This is a genomic window from Paenibacillus sp. FSL F4-0236 (genome assembly GCF_038000135.1).
In the GTDB taxonomy this organism is placed as follows: domain Bacteria; phylum Bacillota; class Bacilli; order Paenibacillales; family Paenibacillaceae; genus Paenibacillus_AQ.
Map to the genome: position 1 here is coordinate 3,811,454 of NZ_JBBOBK010000001.1, position 19,112 is coordinate 3,830,565.

At 42.5% G+C, this 19,112-nt stretch carries 12 protein-coding genes; 3 read left to right on the forward strand and 9 right to left on the reverse strand.

Going from position 1 to position 19,112, the window contains the following annotated elements:
- Positions 1 to 370: 370 nt before the first annotated feature.
- Entirely contained in the window at positions 371 to 2,152 is a 1,782-nt protein-coding gene (locus tag NSQ29_RS17400) for a methyl-accepting chemotaxis protein (RefSeq protein ID WP_341125690.1), read from the reverse strand.
- 245 nt (positions 2,153 to 2,397) lie between these two features.
- Between NSQ29_RS17400 and NSQ29_RS17405 the strand changes: the two genes are divergently transcribed.
- Positions 2,398 to 3,327 (forward strand): MerR family transcriptional regulator, encoded by a 930-nt coding sequence (locus tag NSQ29_RS17405; protein WP_341125691.1) that lies wholly within the window; start codon positions 2,398 to 2,400, stop codon positions 3,325 to 3,327.
- Between the two features lie 73 nt (positions 3,328 to 3,400).
- Here the strand turns inward: NSQ29_RS17405 and NSQ29_RS17410 are convergent, their stop codons facing one another.
- The gene (locus tag NSQ29_RS17410) at positions 3,401 to 7,492 is read right to left on the reverse strand and encodes a choice-of-anchor I family protein (RefSeq protein ID WP_341125692.1); all 4,092 of its coding nucleotides are present in this window, start codon (positions 7,490 to 7,492) and stop codon (positions 3,401 to 3,403) included.
- 92 nt (positions 7,493 to 7,584) lie between these two features.
- On the reverse strand, positions 7,585 to 8,043 hold the full coding sequence (locus tag NSQ29_RS17415) for a DUF2798 domain-containing protein (protein WP_341061682.1): 459 nt from the start codon (positions 8,041 to 8,043) through the stop codon (positions 7,585 to 7,587).
- 137 nt (positions 8,044 to 8,180) lie between these two features.
- Here NSQ29_RS17415 and NSQ29_RS17420 point away from each other — a divergent pair, with 137 nt between their 5' ends.
- The gene (locus tag NSQ29_RS17420; RefSeq protein WP_341125693.1) at positions 8,181 to 8,597 is read left to right on the forward strand and encodes a MarR family winged helix-turn-helix transcriptional regulator; all 417 of its coding nucleotides are present in this window, start codon (positions 8,181 to 8,183) and stop codon (positions 8,595 to 8,597) included.
- Between the two features lie 77 nt (positions 8,598 to 8,674).
- Here the strand turns inward: NSQ29_RS17420 and NSQ29_RS17425 are convergent, their stop codons facing one another.
- The 5 genes from NSQ29_RS17425 to NSQ29_RS17445 form a co-directional block, all read right to left on the reverse strand.
- Complete coding sequence (locus tag NSQ29_RS17425; protein WP_341125694.1) at positions 8,675 to 10,612, reverse strand: FAD-dependent oxidoreductase; 1,938 nt, start codon at positions 10,610 to 10,612, stop codon at positions 8,675 to 8,677.
- 203 nt (positions 10,613 to 10,815) lie between these two features.
- Positions 10,816 to 11,628: a MerR family transcriptional regulator gene (locus NSQ29_RS17430; protein WP_341125695.1), complete on the reverse strand. Its 813-nt coding sequence runs from the start codon at positions 11,626 to 11,628 to the stop codon at positions 10,816 to 10,818.
- Between the two features lie 113 nt (positions 11,629 to 11,741).
- The gene (locus tag NSQ29_RS17435; protein WP_042186676.1) at positions 11,742 to 12,785 is read right to left on the reverse strand and encodes a YeiH family protein; all 1,044 of its coding nucleotides are present in this window, start codon (positions 12,783 to 12,785) and stop codon (positions 11,742 to 11,744) included.
- A 232-nt stretch (positions 12,786 to 13,017) separates the two neighbouring features.
- Positions 13,018 to 14,997, reverse strand: a complete 1,980-nt coding sequence (locus tag NSQ29_RS17440) for an ATP-dependent DNA helicase (RefSeq protein ID WP_341125696.1) — start codon at positions 14,995 to 14,997, stop codon at positions 13,018 to 13,020.
- 92 nt (positions 14,998 to 15,089) lie between these two features.
- Positions 15,090 to 15,941: an aldo/keto reductase gene (locus tag NSQ29_RS17445; RefSeq protein ID WP_341125697.1), complete on the reverse strand. Its 852-nt coding sequence runs from the start codon at positions 15,939 to 15,941 to the stop codon at positions 15,090 to 15,092.
- Between the two features lie 197 nt (positions 15,942 to 16,138).
- On the opposite strand from NSQ29_RS17445, the gene NSQ29_RS17450 reads away from it, so the two are divergent.
- Positions 16,139 to 17,029 carry an AraC family transcriptional regulator gene (locus tag NSQ29_RS17450; protein WP_341125698.1) on the forward strand — a complete coding sequence of 297 codons (891 nt, stop codon included), beginning with the start codon at positions 16,139 to 16,141 and terminating at the stop codon, positions 17,027 to 17,029.
- A 431-nt stretch (positions 17,030 to 17,460) separates the two neighbouring features.
- On the opposite strand, the gene NSQ29_RS17455 is transcribed toward NSQ29_RS17450, so the two are convergent.
- Positions 17,461 to 18,966 (reverse strand): alpha/beta hydrolase family protein, encoded by a 1,506-nt coding sequence (locus tag NSQ29_RS17455; RefSeq protein ID WP_341125699.1) that lies wholly within the window; start codon positions 18,964 to 18,966, stop codon positions 17,461 to 17,463.
- Positions 18,967 to 19,112 lie beyond the last annotated feature (146 nt).

The following is a 19,112-nucleotide window of genomic DNA, read 5'->3' on the forward strand; positions in this document are numbered from 1 at the left end:
AAGCTACCCCTAAGTAGATATCTTCTACGAAGGTGGTAGCTTTTTCATTTTACAAAACCTCTGCGAACATTTCAGATAACTGCACTCTATACAACTAAATCGGATCGGCCAAGCTTATGTTCGACTTTAGTTGTAATCAGTGCAATTAAAAACTAGCTAAACACCACAACAGTCATTTTCCGGAGAAATAACTGCACTAAGTACAACTAAACACTCTTTAAGGAAAACACATCCTTCAATAGCTGCATTAAATACACTTAAAGTGCAAAAAAGGTAGTTAGAAGCATCTCTCCTCTAAGCTACCTTTTTACGTTACAGAATTAGTGAATCAAGTCGCTTCCGATGTGCGGGCAGTCAATCAAATCTTCCCCTATGCGGAGATTGTCAAATAAGAGCGTTCTTCAGGTGTTTCAGCGCCAGGTGAGTCACTGTCATCCCCAGCGATAATCTCGTCTGCTATGTCCGAATTAATCTTGAAGACGTTGATTTCCTTGAATAATTTTTGCGAAATCTCATTAATCTCAACGGCTTGGCGGGCAATGTCGTGGATCGCGTTGTCCTGCTGCACACTAGAGGCATTCACTTCCTGAACCCCTGCCGCAGTTTCCTCAGCAATGGCAGCCACGTTGTGAACAGACTCTGCGAGTCTACGATTCATAGTCTGTGTCATATCTACCTTGTCATGGATTTGCCCAATCTGCTTACTAATCTCAACGATCGACTGATCTATCGCTTCAAAAGACGACAACGTTTCTGCCACTTTTTGATCCTGCTCTTCAAGGTTTCCTTTAGTCTCCAGCATATATTTCTGAAATTCATCCATCCCTGCTTGCAGCTCGTTAATAATCTGACTGATATGTACGGAGGACTCTTTGGTCTGATCAGATAATTGTCTCACTTCATCTGCTATGACAGCAAAGCCCTTCCCATAAACTCCCGCCCGCGCTGCTTCAATCGCTGCATTTAGTGAGAGAATGTTGGTCTGGTTTGAAATGTTTGTAATCGATTTGGTAATTCTGGAGATATCCTTCGATTGGTCGCTCAATTTGGTTAAAGCAAGATATACTTTATTCACAGACTCACGTGAGTGCTCTGATACCTCGCGCAAAGCGATGACGGACTCGGAACCTTTTCGAGTATTGTGATTAGCCGTTTGACTTGTCGAGAGCATAACCTCAGTATATTCCGTAATTTCATGAACTTCCCTTTCCAATTCCTGAATCAAGCTTGCGCTCTGCTCCGATTGTCCGGCTTGCTGCTCAGCGCCTACAGAGATTTCCTGTATTGTACTTACGATTTCTTGGTTCGTATGAGCGGTAATCGATGAAGATTGTTGAAAAGAGTGCGAATAAGTAGCGAGCGAAGAAGCTACCGATTGGGTCTGCTGAAGCATCTCTCGAACCCGCAACACCATATGGTCGAAATGATGACTCAGACTTCCTAGCTCATCGTTATATGGCGAATTAATCTGCTGCCGCAAATCTCCCTCAGCAATTTTACGTAGAGCAACTTGCAGCTTATTTATAGGGTTCAGGAAGGAACGAATAAGCATAACAGCAATAATAAGTGTGAAAATGAATACTAGTATTGCTGCATAAGCCCCCATAGAACTAGTCAGATTTAACAAATCAAAAGAATAGTCTTGAGCCTTTTCTGCGTTCTCTGCTGCTGCTGTATATAGTTTCTCATTGGTCTCCAGCATAGCTTTATTCATAGCTAGCGCCTTCGTATGTAGTTCATCTATTCGTTCCAGAACGGCCATGGGATCAAGCTGCTCGTCCTTTAGGGTATTCACTAATCCGTCAAAATAGCCTGTATATCCTCCAACTTGATTATGTAACTGTTCTAACTCCTTAGACGCTGGCGAATCTGCTTCAAACTTCACTTTACCCAATTCTTCCATTAGCTTTGTCTGCTTGTCCTTAAAAGGTTGGGTAAACTCTAAATCGCTAGAACCCGCTAGAGAGGTCTCCACACTGTTCATTTCTTGAAGCAGTTGAGTAATGGTGGATACTGTAATTCTTTTTTCCATCTCCATTTTTTGTGTTTCCATAGAGATTTCTACTTGATTGATTTTATAGTTTTGGTATAGCGCTACCCCTAGAAAGAATAGTACCACGGCAGAAAAACTCAAGATCAACTTCCACTTCATTGATAGATGCATAGACCTAGCCTTCAACAATATCATCCTCCGTATAAAGCCTCATATGGCAATAGGTACTTTTTACTAATATCTAAATTGTAGAAGCTGTACATTAAATACCGGACACAGTTTTGTATGAGAAATGTAAATTTTGTCGAGTACACGTTCACAACTATCCTTGCAATTGACGTAACGTTAAGTGCTAAAATACTTCCCATAGGGCGCCTTATCAATCTATAGAACGGGAGTTGTCTATGAGTGAATTTGTGACCATTGATAAGCTTTCTACGCAAATCGGACTGACGAGTCGGACGTTGCGTCACTGGGAAGCACAAGGATTGTTTAAAAGTCATCGTGAGGCTAGCTCGGGCTGGCGGATTTATGATGAGCACGCAATTCTCGCTATTCGTATCACCGCATTATTAAGAAAGCTGGATATTAGTATTAAAGATATCGGAATCGTTCTAAAGAACATGTCCGTACAGTCCTTGTATGAAACACTTCTTCAGCAATCCGCTTCAATTCATAATGAGAAATCCAAGCTAACACAAAAAGATCGCGAAATCCGCTTCTTATTACAATTAATATCCGCACGTACGGAGGAGTCCATAACTAACCATTTGTTATTAGAGCTAAATGAAGAATCATGCAATACATTGGATGATTTGAATGAGAATGAGGAGGCTTTATCTATGACAACAATTAAACACTCTCCACCTATCCATGTAAGATTCATTACACTTCCAACTATGAGACTTGCTTATAACATTGCAGTCAGTACATCCCCAGAGGATGAAGCTATGCTACCTGTCTTGGAATGGTTGGAAGCTAGCCACCTCTTGGGGACGGCACGTTTATTTGGCGGGAATACAAATCCGCATCCTAGTGGTGAGAATAACCCTTATGGCTATGGATTCTGTGCCTCCATTCCTGAAAATGTAGAAATACCAAGCCAACTTAAAGAGATGCGGTTCGACGGCGGTCTCTATGCGATGACGGAAAGCAGTGATGATATCTACGGCTCATGGCAAGCGCTGATGAGTTTTTTGGATAATAACCTTGATTATCAAGCTGACCACGATTCAAGATTATGTCTTGAAGAGCATATCCGTAACGATAGTCCCAAAGGCAGCGGAAATGAGTATGTATTAAATCTGCTCGAACCTGTAAAAAAGAGAGCTTAAAACAAAACGCTCTCCTTTGCCCATCAAGGCATTGGAGAGCGTTTCTATTGTCATCAAAAAATATGATGATCGCTTAAGATTGACTCAGCTTTAACAGCTTCGCTAACATTTGAGCTATTTCTTCACGAGTCGCTGTATCTTTTGGAGCAAAGTTAAGCCCCGTACTTTCTGCAACAGGCTTGCCTGAAATAATTCCTGCCTGCTGAGCAGCTGCGGCTGCTTCAAGAGCATAAGAGCTTATCGACTTCTGATCCGCAAAAGCTGAACTGTCGCCACTTACAGGCAATGTCCAGTTCATAGCTTTCGCTAATCGCACGATCATGACAGAGAGCTGCTCACGAGTTACATTTGCCCGAGGATTGAACTGTCCATCACTTACTCCGGTAACAATTTCCTTGCGATTAGCCCACGCTACCGCTGCCGCATAATAATCGTCAGCCTTAACATCTGTGAAGTTTCCTGCTTCTTCTGCGCCCAGATTAACACCAGCCAATCGTGCTAGGAGCAAGGTAACATCTGCTCTGGTTAATTGACTCTTAGCTCCGAACTTACCTTCGCCAATGCCGGTAATTACATCACGAGCTGCCAAATACGTAATAGAATCTTTAGCAAAGCTGCTGCCAATATCAGAGAAGCTCACTTTGTTGTACCCTACTGCATACGTGGAGAATTGTGAAGTTTGGAAATTCAGTTGTCCCTTTGCTGCGTTATAGCTACTGCCTGCTAGTACAACCGCTTGCCCCGCATTCGTCAAATCATAAGCTACGACTGCATTAGCATCTTCATTTGCTCCTAGTGTATACGGCACTGTTATTGTCGCAAAACCAGCACCTAGATTAGAGAGACGCTGACTGCCAGCTGAAATCGCAAGGTTTATTACTGGACGACTGCCAACCACAGCTTGAGCTTTGCCTTTCCCATCCGTGTCCGTACTGCCGATGGACAGCTTAATGTCCTCACCCTTTGCTGCTGCGTGCACAGCCGAGAGTGCATTACGATCCAATGTTATCGTACTAGCTCCTGCTTCAACTACAACTGACTTTGCAGTACTACCTGTCAGTGCCGCAAAAGCACTCGATGGGAAGTTAAGTAGAACTTCACCTGAAGCTGCATCAACCTTAGAGCGGAATATCAACTGACCATTAGCATTATTCGCCAGAGACTTAAGTCCCTCTGTAACCATATCCAAAGTAACGGAGGCAACTAACTTACCTTCTGCATCCGCTGAAGCCTTAACCTCTACGATAATCTTATTACCTTCTGTGGTTACAGCTGGTGTTGTCGCCTGTTTAACTGGATCTTTAGTCGTTACCGTTGTACCAGGTCCCGGATTTGAAATCACCGGATCTGCTGCGGATACGGTCACAGTAGATTCAGCTACGCCATAACCATCTGCGCTATAGGCGGAGATAACAGCTGTTCCCTTTGCCAAGGGAGTGACCTTTCCGTTGTTATCAACGGAAGCAACACTTGGATTCGAAGAACTCCAAGTTACCACATTCGATCCACCCTCAGCAGGAACTACGCTAGCCTCAAGCGTTGCTGAAGCTTCGCCAACCTTCAATGACAAAGAAGTCCGATTCAGTGTTACCTTCGATACATTCAATTGATAAATGGCCACAGTACCACCAACTTCATTCGCTACGAGTACTAATGGCAATCCAGTCGGGCTTGATGTTGCCGAAATAAATTCGATACCTTCTGGACCAGTGTCCGTTTCAATGGTGTTCGCAGGTGTGAATTGACGTGTATTAATATAGTTCACAAAATTCGGTTCCTCTGGATTCGTCACATCATAAGTCATCAGACCACCGATTCGCTCAAGACCAATAAAGGCCAGCGCTTTTTGTCCAACCTTGCCTACCTTGACATACTCAGGCTCCGGTCCTTTTTTGGTACTACGGTTATCCATGGTCGTGTTACTGTTGCTTGCATTGAAATATTCTGGCAGGCGTTCTCCGGTAATCTTTTCAAAGTCGCTGCCACTATCGTAGACCTGTTCCATAGAATCTGCTTCCCAAATGGAAAATGAACGGCCACCGTACAAGTAAATTCCATCATTGCCCATGTCAGACATAACTTCTACACTATCATATTTATCTTTATTTTTATTCAGAAACTTAGCCGCATCTGATTCCGGATCTAATGAGCCCTTCATTTTTTTGACTGAGCTCACGTTCACTTTACTATCCCATTCCGTTGCGTCACCTTCGTTGGCCGTGAACAGATAAGTTTTACCTCCGACCGTGTACTGATCTATACCATCAGGCATATACGTACCGAAGAATGGAACATTTTCTAAATTCACTTTATTATCTTTTACCAGGTCCAGAGCATTGTTAGGAAGGCTTAAATCCTTGAAACCTAATCCTTTAACCCCTAGAACCTGCTTGGAGGCAATATCGATGGCAGCAATAGCATTATTCTCTTGAAGCGCTACATAGGCAATGGTCTGGTCATCAGAAAGCACCACAAACTCCGGCTCCAGATCACGTATCGCTTCCTTTTTTTCACCTTTGCCCGTAATCTGTTTAGTTACCGGATCAGCTACTCCACGAATATGGACAAGATCGTCAATTACATCAGGGTTATCGAACTTCACCTGAATCGAAGTGTCCTTGAGCGTATCAATGATCGTTACACTACCTTCAGGATCACCGACATTCGTACGTGGTTCAGCTTCGTCCGCTGTCAAAATGTAACGGCCATCATCGGTATACTTCACCATGTCCGGTTGTACTCCAGCTTCATAAGAAGCCAACATTTTACCATCATAATCGAGTACAAGAACCTTACCGTTCTTCATAGCATCTTCTTCTTGAATGGCTACAGCGATCCGTTTAGTAGCGGTGTTGATATCTACACTCGTCAGGTCTCCGTATGTAAATCCATCCACTTCGGATAGCTGTTCTACATTAATACTATATTCTTTTTGCGGATTAGAAGGGTCCTTGAGATTCACAATATCGACTGTTGCAGGGTGAGATGAACCATTAACGAGGTAGAACTTGCCGTTATCACGGTTAAACTTCACGATCTCCGCCACGCCGCCATCTTTATTGGTCACGCCTACAGCGTATCCGCCGATCTTAGTTACACTAAGTAGATCTGGAGTCAAAGGTGCTGCGGCTTCCGCCACATTCAGTGGTACTATAGCTTCTGTCTTCTTCCGGGGTGCCGAACTGTCATACACTGCGATACTTACGGTGGCCGCCCCTACTTTCGTAGGAGTTCCACTAATATTCCCAGATGCTGCATCCAGTGATAGTCCGTCCGGTAAACCCGTAGCTTCAAAAGAATAAGGTTGTACTCCCCCATAAACGGACAATGTTACCGAATAAGGCGATCCGAGTTTTGCTTCTGAAAGATTCTGAGTTGCGATGCCAAGATCGCCTACATTTATTCCCCATTGTCCATCTGCGCTGTTATGCGGCTTAGCCAAGGCCAAAGCTGAAGCATCTAAGGAATCAAAGCTAATCTGTTTGAAATCTGCTTTATTGTTGTCTGAATCTACGAAAGCAACGCGTCGAACGGACTTTTGTTTAGAAGTACCTTCCGCTTTCCCCGTAGGATAGTCCGTCTCGTATCCATCTATCTTAGCATTATCATCATTTGCTGCTACACCAATCATGTCCACGTAACTACTTGACATTGTTTGAAATGGATTCACAACCTGCAACAAGTCTGTACTGCTTAGCAGAACAACTTTCATGCCTTTGTTATTAAAATAAATCCCCGGCCAGGACTGATCGCCTTTGGCACTGATATCGTTTTTGTGATCCTTGTTGTTGGCATCATCGGTGATGAGATAAGAAGAATGAGCTTTAATGGTTCTGTTCAAATCTAACTTGCTCCATTGCCCAGCGAGCTTAGGATCCGAATATTGTACAGACCAACCTACTAAACTCACATCGGAATCAGTTGGGTTATATAATTCAATGTAACCTTTCGAGAAAAATCCACCTGATGCATCGGCAGTGTTACCCCCACCATAAACTTGATTAACAATAATATGAGGAATCTTCACATTGTATTGACCGTCTGCCGTATAAGGCGTACCTGATTGAACGGATGCAGCCACTGCTGGACCTGCCATCCATGCGGAACCTAACAACATCTCAGCTGTAAGCATAAGAGAAACAATAGCTTTACCAGTGGGTTTCAAGTAGATTTTCACTCCTATTGATAGTTTCTATCAATATAGAGTAATAGTATTACCTAACCTGCAGATTTGCGTAATGGTGATGTAAACATTCTCTATGCAGTAGCAGGAGTAATTTTCACAAATATAAATCGTGTAAGAGGCCCGACTAATAGAATTTGCAGTGGAAGTGCAACAATGAAATTCTTACCTATCGCAGACAGATAAGCCATCGGTAGTGCTGAGGCGAACCCTACATGAAGAACTGCGCCATAGAAGGACATAAACAGCACCATTCCGGTCACCATAAAAAAGGAGATGAACATGATTTTTTTGATCATCGGATCATTCTCTTTTACCAGCTTATGTGCGATCCCTTTCGCAACTTTCCCTACAACAAAGACATCCAGAATAAATGCAACTACAAACGCAGGTACGTAGCCGATGATCACATCTTTAACTAACGTACCTGACCAGCCCTCCATCAGCGCTACATTGTAAATGCTCATTCCCAGCACCATCAAAGCACACATGATGAATGTAAATAATAATGCTTCTTTTTTGTTTCTTCCCATCTTCAAGCTCCTTTTATCTTTCAGTATTGTCAACCTGGATTACAATATCACAGCCATTCGAACTAAGTCAACCAAGTTGACAATGAATACAAATGACTTATACTTGGATTAATGAGCGATGATTTAGGAGTGTTCACATGGATAACCATCTGCAAGAAATGAATCTTATTGATTTACTTAGTGAGAAACATCTAGCCCTACGTAAAATAGTGACTGACCAAGACCCGGACCAAATTAATAAGACTGAATCCCATATCCTAGCAGTTCTTGAAAAACATGAAATGCTCACAATATCGGAAATCAGTAGAATTATTCATATTTCAAGACAGGGTACGCATAAAAGTATTCAAGGACTGTTATCCCGCAACTATGTAGAAGCCGTGGAGGTCAAAGGAAATCAACGTGACAAAAACATCATCCTTACCCAGAAGGGTATCGAATGCAATCAAAGAATGATGATCACCAAAATCGAATTAGAGCAAAGAATCGCTAACAAGCTTGGGGCAGCAAACGTAGAGCATCTCAAATCTTTGTTAAAAGAGGAATGGCTCTAAGCTCCAGCAAAAAAAAGACGCAGGGCTCTCCACTCTGCGTCTTTAAAAATCTTCAATTATTTTCCGGGAAATTGTCGTTAATTAGCTTTCAAAGCACTCTTTGCAGCGCTCTCCCCGCCAAGACGACCCGAGGTAAAGGAGTACCCAATACCAACGCCGTTTCCAACATAAGTATCGTTAAACAACACGCCTTCAGATTCAAGACCTACAGCAAACAATCCTTTCACTGGCGTCCGTTTATCATTCAGAACTTGGAACTTTGTATTTACTAGCAAGCCCCCAACAGAACCCAAGTTATTGATTTCAGCAATGATTGCATAATATGGACCTTCTTCACCTATAGGTTCTAAATACTCAGCGGCTTTACCAAATTCAGAGTCAACACCAGTTTTTGTCGCTTCTTTATAACTATTGTAATTTTCTACAAACACGTCAACATCCATTCCTGCATTCGTAGCTAATTCTTCAATCGTATTTCCTTTGAAGCCATCTCCGTTCTCCACCATCGAATCAAATACTTTCCCAACATTTGCCCAAGGGTTCTCAAGTGTAAATTGATCCGCAAATTCAGCATAGAATTCCGGTGGCATTCCTGGAAGACTTGGTGCATGAACACCGTTCATTCCTTTGGTCTGAAGTGCATCCAATTGGGATTTCGAGACAATAACCATATGATAGGGTCCATTAAATGCACTTGTGTTCGCTGCTGCAACCGAAGTTAGAGTCGCTGCTTCATCTCTGAATCTTGCGCCAGAAGTACCTACATTCATGAAATTCGGAAGATAAGTCAACATTAGTGGATAACTTGCTTCAAAAGGCTCATATTGTGCTTTTAGACCTTGTGTTGCTCTAGCTAATGTTTGGTGAAGCATTTGTCCACCGAAGTTGTCCGGTACCTTGGCTCCAGCTTCCCATGCCATTTCGAGACCTTCCCCTACGTTTTGTCCTAATCCACCGTTAACCCCTTCGAAACCAAAAGCCTCTTTAACCATCTCTTTATTTGCAGCATAACCACCCGTTGCCATTATGACACTCTTCGCTGAAATTTCTAGCGTTGTACCGTCTGCTTTCTCAGCGACTACTCCCGTAACTTCTCCAGCTTCATTCGTAATCAGCTTCTTGGCAGTCGTTTCTGTGATCACTTGTCCGCCATGTTGTTCAACCGATTCGGACAACATTTTCCGAAGGGTCTCTTCACGGGTTTCATAAGCCGGCAGCACATGTAATTGTTCGCCGAAGAAGTTCAGGAAGCTAGTTTTATATCCTTTTTCGGCTAACCAATCGTAAGTTTCACCGGATTTAGTAACATATTGTCTAATCGCTGCTGCATCCACTCTCCAGTGATTGTTGACAATCCAATCCGCAATTTCTTTTTCCACATTTACTTTTAGACTATTACTAGTAGCAGCAGAGGAGTTGTAGAACTTACCTGCCCAAGACAGATTACTTGCTCCCCCGATGACACCAGTTTTTTCTATAATAATAACCTTCGCACCTTTATCAGCTGCTGTAACCGCCGCAGATACACCGGATGCTCCAGCGCCCACTACAACAACGTCGGTTTCCAGTTTTTCTGTTTTCCCTTCACCGGCTTTTTTGACACCTCCAGCTTTGAGGACTTCTAGATTACCTCCACCTTTGGTTACGGCATCCTCTACAGCGGCAAGCATGGCTTCACTGGAAAGACTGGCACCACTAACAGCATCAACCACCAAGGTTTGTCCTTCTAGAATTTGTTCTTTCATTTTTTCAAGTGCGCTATCGCCTAGGCCCCCTGTTTCCGATTGGCTTACAATCTTAATATCTTTAATTTTATCGGGCTCATCCATAGTTACTTCTACCTTAATAATTCCCTCTTTACCTTCCGCTTCCCCACTGAACGTACCCGCTTTAAAGGACGATGACGACGAATTAGCCGACTCCCCATTTCCCGTACATCCGCTCAGCATGGAAACGATCAGCACCATACAAAAAGATAACATGAGCATTTTCTTGACGAAATTTCTGTTACGCATTCTGTTCTCCCCCAGTGTCTAAAATCTCTTAACCTGAAACCGATAACGTGATAATTTTCACAAACTTAATTGTTAATCAACAACGTAATCCGACAGGCTATATACCGAAGTGTAAACCTTGGTGCTGCACCAAGGTCAATGTATACTTTTTGTCCAACTAGAAAAAAACACCCGCTCAAAGAGCAGATGTTTAATAAGAGACGCTATTGGATTGGGATATTCACTTCCAAATAAGATCTATTCTGGCCTTCGATTTTCTCAGTAAGCAATAATTTCCCGACCACATCTCCCGTTATGGCATAATGATTAGCCTCAATATAGTCGATCATGAACTGCAAAGAGTTCTTCGTGATATATTTTTCATCCGGACATAATATGGTAGCTGAGATACAATGACTTGGGCTAATATACTCTGCATATTCTTCGCTATCCATTTCGAATTTTTGCGCTTCTTCCTCTAGTAAGGTAAGGCCCCAGCTGTAATCAAAATTATTGTTTTCGCTGACAAAGTTATCTGTATCTTCAATTCTAAAAGAATAAAATGCATAAGGAAGTAAATCCATCCAAGTGTTGATCAAGCTTTTAACCATATCATTTTTTATTAATGCATTCTTATCCGTTTGCTTTAGTCTGTACATACCTGGCAGTTGTTTAAGTTTACACGAATATAAAGAGGACTCTAATCCCCTGAGTTCTTTATGAATTTCATTCATCTTATTAAGCAGCATCGTCTTCTGCTTGATCTCTTCTTCTAAATTCAACGCTGTTTCTTGCATCCTACCCATAACTTGCTCTGAAGAAGACTCCTTCATGAGGTTTGCCACTTCCGGTAATGGAATTCCCATACTTCTGTACCATCTACTCATAAGCAAATCTCTTGCATCTAAATCATTAAAATATCTGTAATTATTGCTGTTATCTTTAGTGGGTCTAACAATATCATGTTTCTCGTATAACCTCAGCGTATCCGCAGTCACACCGAGAATGGAAGCAAATTCCCCTATGCAATATTTCAACTGATGTCCCTCCATCCATATCATGCATACCCAGCCACATGAAATGATACACAGAAGGACCATTTTTAGATATGAAGTAGTTCATTTCTTACGATTCTAATGTATGCAAAAGATCATGCCAGACCAAACCAGTGAACTAATGTAAATCCAACTAAGGACAACAAGACCGAACCTATAAGCCCTGCTGCAAAAGACTTCATCCCCAGTCGTCTAAATGCGGCCAAATCAACGTTTAAACCAAGTCCAGCCATCGCCATAGCGATTAGCATATAAGCTATCGTTACAATTCCATTTGCCACTGATGCTGATACGATCCCTAATGAATTCACACCACTGACGAGTAAGAAGCCTAGAATAAACCAAGGAATAGGAATGCTTTTCCATGAGGCTTTAGACTGTCCACCTTGCACTTTTCTTTCTGCACGATTGGTCCAAACCCCAATTAAGATAGCAACAGGAACGAGTAAGGCCACCCGAGTCAATTTAACAATAACCGCCATATCTACTGCTGCGCTCCCACCTGCATCTGCTGCTGCGATGACGTGAGCAATTTCATGTAAGGTAGCTCCAGAGAAAACCCCATAGCCTAGATTCGATAAGCCTAGTAAAGGATACAAAAATGTGTATAGCAACGTGAATATTGTACCTAAAATTGCAACTATCGCTGCGCCAATCGCAGTTTCGTCGTCTTTGGCTTTGATTTGTGGAGCAATCGCCACCACCGCTGCCGCACCGCAGATCGCTGTTCCGCAGGCGGTTAAGATACTGAGTCGCTTATCAACTTTGAATAGTCGGGCAAGTCCGTATACAACAGAGATCGTAAATACGATCACAATCACAGCCAGTAGAAATACCCGTGGACCTGCAGCAACAATATCCATTAAATTCAACCGCATACCGAGCAGGATAATCCCTAGACGTAGCAGCTTTTTGCTGGAAAAATCAGTGCCATGGGTGATCGTACCCGGCACTCCGACGGTTGCCCGCCAAATAATTCCGATTAAGATGGCAATGACCAATTGGCCCATAATAGAGAGAAATGGAAAGCCTGCTAAATATTTTGCGACTAATGCAATGATTAAGGTTAACCCAATGCCAAGTGCAAAACCAACTTGTTTCTTATTGTTCGATTGGTATAATCCCTGTGAATCCCCCATGTCGTGTACACCCCTTGTATGAATCTCTAGATGACGGAGGTATGTATTTCCCTTCCCCCATGAATCAACAATAATACGCCATGGCTCGAAAGTTAAATACCAATATACTATCCGTAAGATTAGTATTCCTTATGCTTGAATCCATGCAAAAAAAAGCTCCTTCGAGAAGGAGAATGCCGAAGCATCCACCTCTCCAAAAGAGCAATTGTGTTCCTATATTAATTTTTTAAATTTACACTTCAAGCTTCTGGAGCTTAGTTCCCTTCGGGAGTACAGAAGTTATATACTCGTGAACGGGATGTTGTCCTTCAGCTTCCGCAAGTACCGTCACAATTCCTTGGTCCGTACCCGTTCTGATCAGACGTCCCATTCCTTGTTTAAGTCTTAGCAGCATGTAAGGTAAATCCACATCTTCAAAAGGATTGGAAGTCTCCGCACGTTTTGCCATAAATACAGGGTCAAGCGGAGGATAAGGTAGCGACCAAATGATCACATTAGATAGTGAAGGTCCTGGTATATCTAATCCTTCCCACAGTGTCACCGCACAAAGCACACTATGCTCATCCCGCTGAAAAGCTGAGATCAGATAGCTGATCTCTTGATCCCCCTCATAGAGGAAAGAATACTTGCTGGATTCTGCTCTCTGCGAGCTGAGCTGCTTGAACTGCAGAAGTTCTTCGCGAGTACGGAATAACAACAGGGCTCTTCCTTCTGTCTGCTGGATAAGCTTCAGGGAGATCTTCATTTTCTCAGCAAAATCACCGCTCTGAAGCTCAGGTACATAGATACTCATCTGGTGCTCATAATCATAAGGTGAGTCTACAGAGAAAGACAGGAAGTCGTGTATCCCAAGACTATCCTTCAAGTATTGGAATGATTTATTCACGGATAATGTAGCCGAAGAGAATACGATTGGCATTTTTTGCGTGAATAAGCTGTCTTGAAGTACTTCCTTAACATTACGCGGCATGACCGACAGCGTTAAGCCATCGCTATCTTCTGTCGCCCAGCAGATTAATGCACCTGAATCCTCAAACAACCTCAATGCGATCTCTATGGTCTCCAAACGTTCTTCCACAATCCGCAATTGATATTCATCAATCGTGTACAGTCCACTTTCGAATACTAATTCTTCTTCAATAGCGGCAATTACACTACGCATGCGATGCACCTCACGGATTAGCGATGCATTTAGCTCAATGCTTTTTCGATCCGATCCAGGAATGGTGCGGCATTGACGACGAATGTGTTTAAACATTTGCTCACTTTGCATAATCGCTTCATCGATAAGAACAGCAAGCGTTTCACGAATCTCATTCTGTAACAGACGAGAGATTAGTTCTTCAAAGACAACATGCTTCATTTTATAGCCTAACGCCTTCATGGCGGCAGATTCTAACAAATGCCCTTCGTCAAACACAACTGCACAATGCTCTGGAAGCAGAGGAATTTGACCCTCTCGTTTACGCGCTTCATAAGTCCAGACATGCTCCATGTAATAATCGTGGGAACAAATGATCAGGTCGCTTGATTTCCGGTAATGATCACGGGACAACGTTTGTCCACAGCGATGACGCATATCACAAGTAAAACAATCCTGAAACGTATCCCAGTTGATCTTATTCCATTGTTCATCATTCAGATCTGGATAATCCCTACGGTCGCCATAGGCATGGAACTGCTGCATCGGTGCATGAGAATGTACAAAATCAGGTAAAGTACCATATAAACTCTCCAGCGGCAAGCTCCCATCATCATTGTTGCGAGCATGATCCAGCTTTTTCAGACACATATATTTATCTGGAGATTTCGCTAGTCTGGCATCAATATTCATATTCAGATGCTTCGCAAGCTTGGCAATATCACCCTCTGGCTTCACCAACTGCTCAATCAAGGACTCGTCCGCACAAGCGATAATCGCAGGTTTACCCATATACCGCGCATAACAAATGCTATATAACAAATACACTAAAGTCTTACCCGTACCGACCCCTGCCTCAGCAAAAATCGTCTTCTTCTCAGCAAAAGCTCGCTCCACCTGAAACGCCATGTAAATCTGTTCATCACGAACTTCAAATCCTGCCTCAGGAAGAATTTCATAGAATACATCGCCGACCCATTCCCCTACTTGCTCCATAAAAGGTCTGGTCCGATCATATTCAAAAGGATACTGTGTCGCCAACAAGCCTACCTCCAATATTTGATCAGGCATATCACGTTATGCCATGAAAAATAGAATCAACGGAAAAACTCTATTATCTCATAAGATTGGAGTAATTACAAAGTAGTTCATTCGAAAATATGTTAGATATCGAGTTTACGAGTACCAATCCATTTCACCATTTCAGGATCCCGATGTGAAAAGAACAAACTCTGATTCGTATCTAACGTAGCAATGGATGCCATATCCTCTTGGCTTAATTCAAAATCAAAGATATTGAAGTTTTCGATAATTCTTTCTTTACGAACTGACTTCGGAATCACAACGATTTCTCTTTGTGTGAGCCACCGTAAAATCACCTGAGCCACGGATTTATTATACTTTTCAGCTATGGATACCAGTAACTCATTCTGGAACAAATTATTTTTCCCTTCAGCAAAAGGTGCCCATGACTCGATTTGAACATTATTTTCAGTCATAAATTCCGCATTTTCGATTTGCTGGTTGAAAGGATGCGTTTCAACCTGATTTACAGCTGGGACTACTTCATTATGAAGAATTAAATCAATCAAACGATCCTCATGAAAATTACTAACGCCGATAGCACGGATCTTGCCCTCACGATATAATTCCTCCATAGCTCGCCATGAGCCAAACACATCGCCAAATGGCTGATGAATTAAATACAAGTCCAAATGATCAAGCTGTAATCGGTTCAGTGATTGTTGAAATGCTTTCTTTGTGCGCTCATAACCCGTATCTTGAACCCAAAGCTTTGTAGTGATAAATAATTCCTCTCTTGCCAAGCCACTCCGTTTAATCGCCCTGCCAACTGCTTCTTCATTTAGATAAGAGGCGGCAGTATCAATCAGGCGATAACCTGCCATAATAGCGTCATAAACGCTTTGCTCACATTCATTTGCATCTTGAATCTGATAAACACCAAAACCGAGTATAGGCATTTCAACATTATTGTTCAAAACTACTTTTTGCATAATATTACCCTCCAAGTTTTCAATGATTAAGTGTAAATCCTCTTTCTGTTTGCATATCCTTATTATGTACCTGATGACAAAGCGACCGTTATCCCTTTCTTGCCAAATGTTTGCCTAATCCTCTCACTAACACTTATGTAAGAGATGAATATAGACTATAATCAGACTATATAGAGATAAGGAAATGAGAGGATCAAATGCCTGAAATAATCACTAAACAGCAGAATGAACTCGTAAAAATCATTGACCATTTCACAGAAAAAGATGGTATTCACCAAACTGCTATTCCCTCTTTATTTTTCATGCGTGACTCGAATGCGTCCATACCAAGGCATGGAGTTTACAAACCTTCCTTATGTTTGGTGGTACAAGGGGCTAAGGAGGTATGGCTGGCACAGGAGCGTTTTAGATACACCCCCTCCGATTACCTCATTGCATCCGTTCACCTGCCAGTTACCGCCCAAGTCACTGAAGCCACTTCCGATGTTCCATACTTAGGGTTCAAGCTTGAATTTACACCAAGTCAAATTTTAGAGGTTTTACAGGAATCTGAAGTTCGAGTTTACGCTAAAGAAAATCCTAAGCGAGCTATGTTTGTTAGTCAGATGGAGTCTTCTTTAATGGACGCCGTCCTCAGGTTGGCTCGTTTGTTAGATCAGCCTAAAGACATTCCAGTGTTAGCTCCATTATTTACAAAAGAGATTCTTTACCGGGTGCTACATGGGCAGAATGGGATTGCATTGGAGCATATTGTAATGGAAGGAAGCTCAACTCATCTAATCAAAGATGTTATTGAACATATCATGAATAACTATGCTAGTTCTTTTAAGATTGAGGAGCTTGCCGAAATAGCGAATATGAGTGTTTCTTCGTTTCATCGGTACTTTAAGGAAGTTACTGCAATCCCTATTCAGTTCCAAAAACATCTGAGACTTCAGGAAGCCCGCCGGTTATTACTAATCGAGTCAGCAGATGCCACCGATGTGGCATTTCGAGTAGGCTATGAAAGTCCTTCGCAATTTAGCCGTGAGTATTCCCGCATGTTTGGTTTTCCGCCTAAACAGGATGTAAAGCGTCTGAAGGCATAACACGTTTAGATAAAACCTAATCTTAAATAGTAACTAACCCAAATAAGGGCGAGCATAGCTAACTGTAAGAAACGATAACTTAGTAAGACTAGTAGGCAGCCGGTCATCACGACAGCCAGATGCCGCAAGCTTGCAGGTCGATCAATACCTCGTCGGGTGCCAATAACGGAACTTCCGTCGTTGCGACTCTGAAATTCTGCGGTCCAATGACTCTAATTTGTTTCATATACCCTCCGTTCAATAGCAACAAGCTTGACGAGTCTGTGAGTCGGATCTTCAAGCAAATTAGGATTAACAGAACACTGCTTAAAGCGAATGGGAACATCATTCTTCTTAGACAAAATAAAAACTCCCCTTCAAGTAAGGGTTATTAATTAAACCTTTGTCTACTTGAAGAGGAGCTTATCAAAATCGGTAGCCTGTTACGTAATTTATAATAGTGAGGTTACGAACTTCACCTCCGGAAAGCCACTATTCGGTCCTTTCATTAAGATTCCGCCTTGATTTTTCAGATACATATCGAAGAAATCAAGCATATAGGCATTAATAACGGAGTTTGCTCTTTCGGGAGCAATCTTTCCGGTAACGCCCAGTATTTTGAATATCGGAGTAATGAACTGTACGTCGGTAAAATTCAAATGCTCCGTATTTTCGATATAGAGAATCTTTCCCCCTTCGTCGACTGTCTGGCGCATCCGTTCAAGTTCCAACTTTTTATCTTCCGTTACTTTATCCTCCCACTCTCTTGTTGAGCCCATACGGTTAAGCTCTGAATCCGTGTAGACCCGGTTATCCATCACCATTTTTAATTTTTCAAATTCGCTTTCCGAGTTGATGAACAAAAACGGCTTACGCAGACCCTCTCTTTCACGCAAACGATAAAGCCCTCCATCAAAGTCTATTCCAACCGCGATTCGCGGATCATAAGAGGCGTCATAGGCCGTCGCTCCACCGATGGAATGACCGAATACACCGACATTACCGAGATCAATTCTCCCTTTTAGATGACTTGGAATCTTCCCCGATTGGATGAGCTCGAATTGGTCCAGCACAAACGCCACATCGTCGGTTAAAACTTTACCCAACTTGTCGCGATTATCTCTTTCCGTCTGGTAATCATGGTCAGGCGAGAATAAATCGTTGGTTGTGCTGGTCGTGATTCGACCGTCCGGAAACTCGGTTGCAAATGTATTGTAGGTGTGGTCAATCACTGCCACGATATATCCGTGACTCGCGAGATATTCAGCTTGCGCCGTGTGGAGGAACCTGGAAGAGCCGAAGCCGGGATTCGCAAGAATCAGTGGGTATGAAGTCTGTGCAGAAGAGACTTCAGCCCCCGAATAAGCATGACTGGATACGTACTTTAGGTGTTGTAAAGTAAACCCGGGAAGGCCATAGTTCGTAGCCATATAACGTAAAATCTGGGTATCTGGAATAAAGGGAGCGTACTTGCCAGTGCCATCTTGAGCCGGATACCATACCTGAACCATCAATTCTCTCTTGCCTGTCGAGGTTTTGCTAAATGTTTCCTCCCGGTTTTGGTCTATGAAATGAAAGATTTTCGTGCCTACCTGCAACTCGCCGGTTGGCGCCGGAAAGTCGAATACAGGAAACACATATAGGAAGCACCCCGTTGCGATTAGCCCAATCACGATAAAAAGGCGGCCCAGCACCCTACGAATTCGCGAGGCAGTCCGAACGACTTTCGGCTTTATGAAAACGTCTATAAGCGAAAGCATAAGCATCAGGATCGTAAATCCGTATAAAAATACAAGCTGAACCCTGTATCCTTCGACAAGCAAATGTATCACTAAAAAAATAGAGCCTACTCCGCTTGTCAGGAGCAAAGCAGATCTTCGAATACGTTGATTTAAAATGAACAGGAGTGCCAAAAAACTAACATTTGAAAAGAATAACAGCATTTCAAAAAACCTCACGACCAACTCCCCCTTAAAAATAATCCTATCAATGGGTTAGTATAGAGGAGCTGCTAGGTTGATGCCATTGATCTAGATGACAATTCATTGATCTAGATGACATTTACCTAACACTTTTGTAAGGTTTCGTGACGATGGCGCAGTGC

Bases quoted from the DNA above. Each gene is read 5' to 3' on its own strand.
- NSQ29_RS17445 (WP_341125697.1), bottom strand. From the start codon at position 15,941: ATGCAAAAAGTAGTTTTGAACAATAATGTTGAAATGCCTATACTCGGT.
- NSQ29_RS17415 (WP_341061682.1), bottom strand. From the start codon at position 8,043: ATGGGAAGAAACAAAAAAGAAGCATTATTATTTACATTCATCATGTGT.
- NSQ29_RS17440 (WP_341125696.1), bottom strand. From the start codon at position 14,997: ATGCCTGATCAAATATTGGAGGTAGGCTTGTTGGCGACACAGTATCCT.
- NSQ29_RS17420 (WP_341125693.1), top strand. From the start codon at position 8,181: ATGGATAACCATCTGCAAGAAATGAATCTTATTGATTTACTTAGTGAG.
- NSQ29_RS17450 (WP_341125698.1), top strand. From the start codon at position 16,139: ATGCCTGAAATAATCACTAAACAGCAGAATGAACTCGTAAAAATCATT.
- NSQ29_RS17425 (WP_341125694.1), bottom strand. From the start codon at position 10,612: ATGCGTAACAGAAATTTCGTCAAGAAAATGCTCATGTTATCTTTTTGT.
- NSQ29_RS17435 (WP_042186676.1), bottom strand. From the start codon at position 12,785: ATGGGGGATTCACAGGGATTATACCAATCGAACAATAAGAAACAAGTT.
- NSQ29_RS17400 (WP_341125690.1), bottom strand. From the start codon at position 2,152: ATGAAGTGGAAGTTGATCTTGAGTTTTTCTGCCGTGGTACTATTCTTT.
- NSQ29_RS17405 (WP_341125691.1), top strand. From the start codon at position 2,398: ATGAGTGAATTTGTGACCATTGATAAGCTTTCTACGCAAATCGGACTG.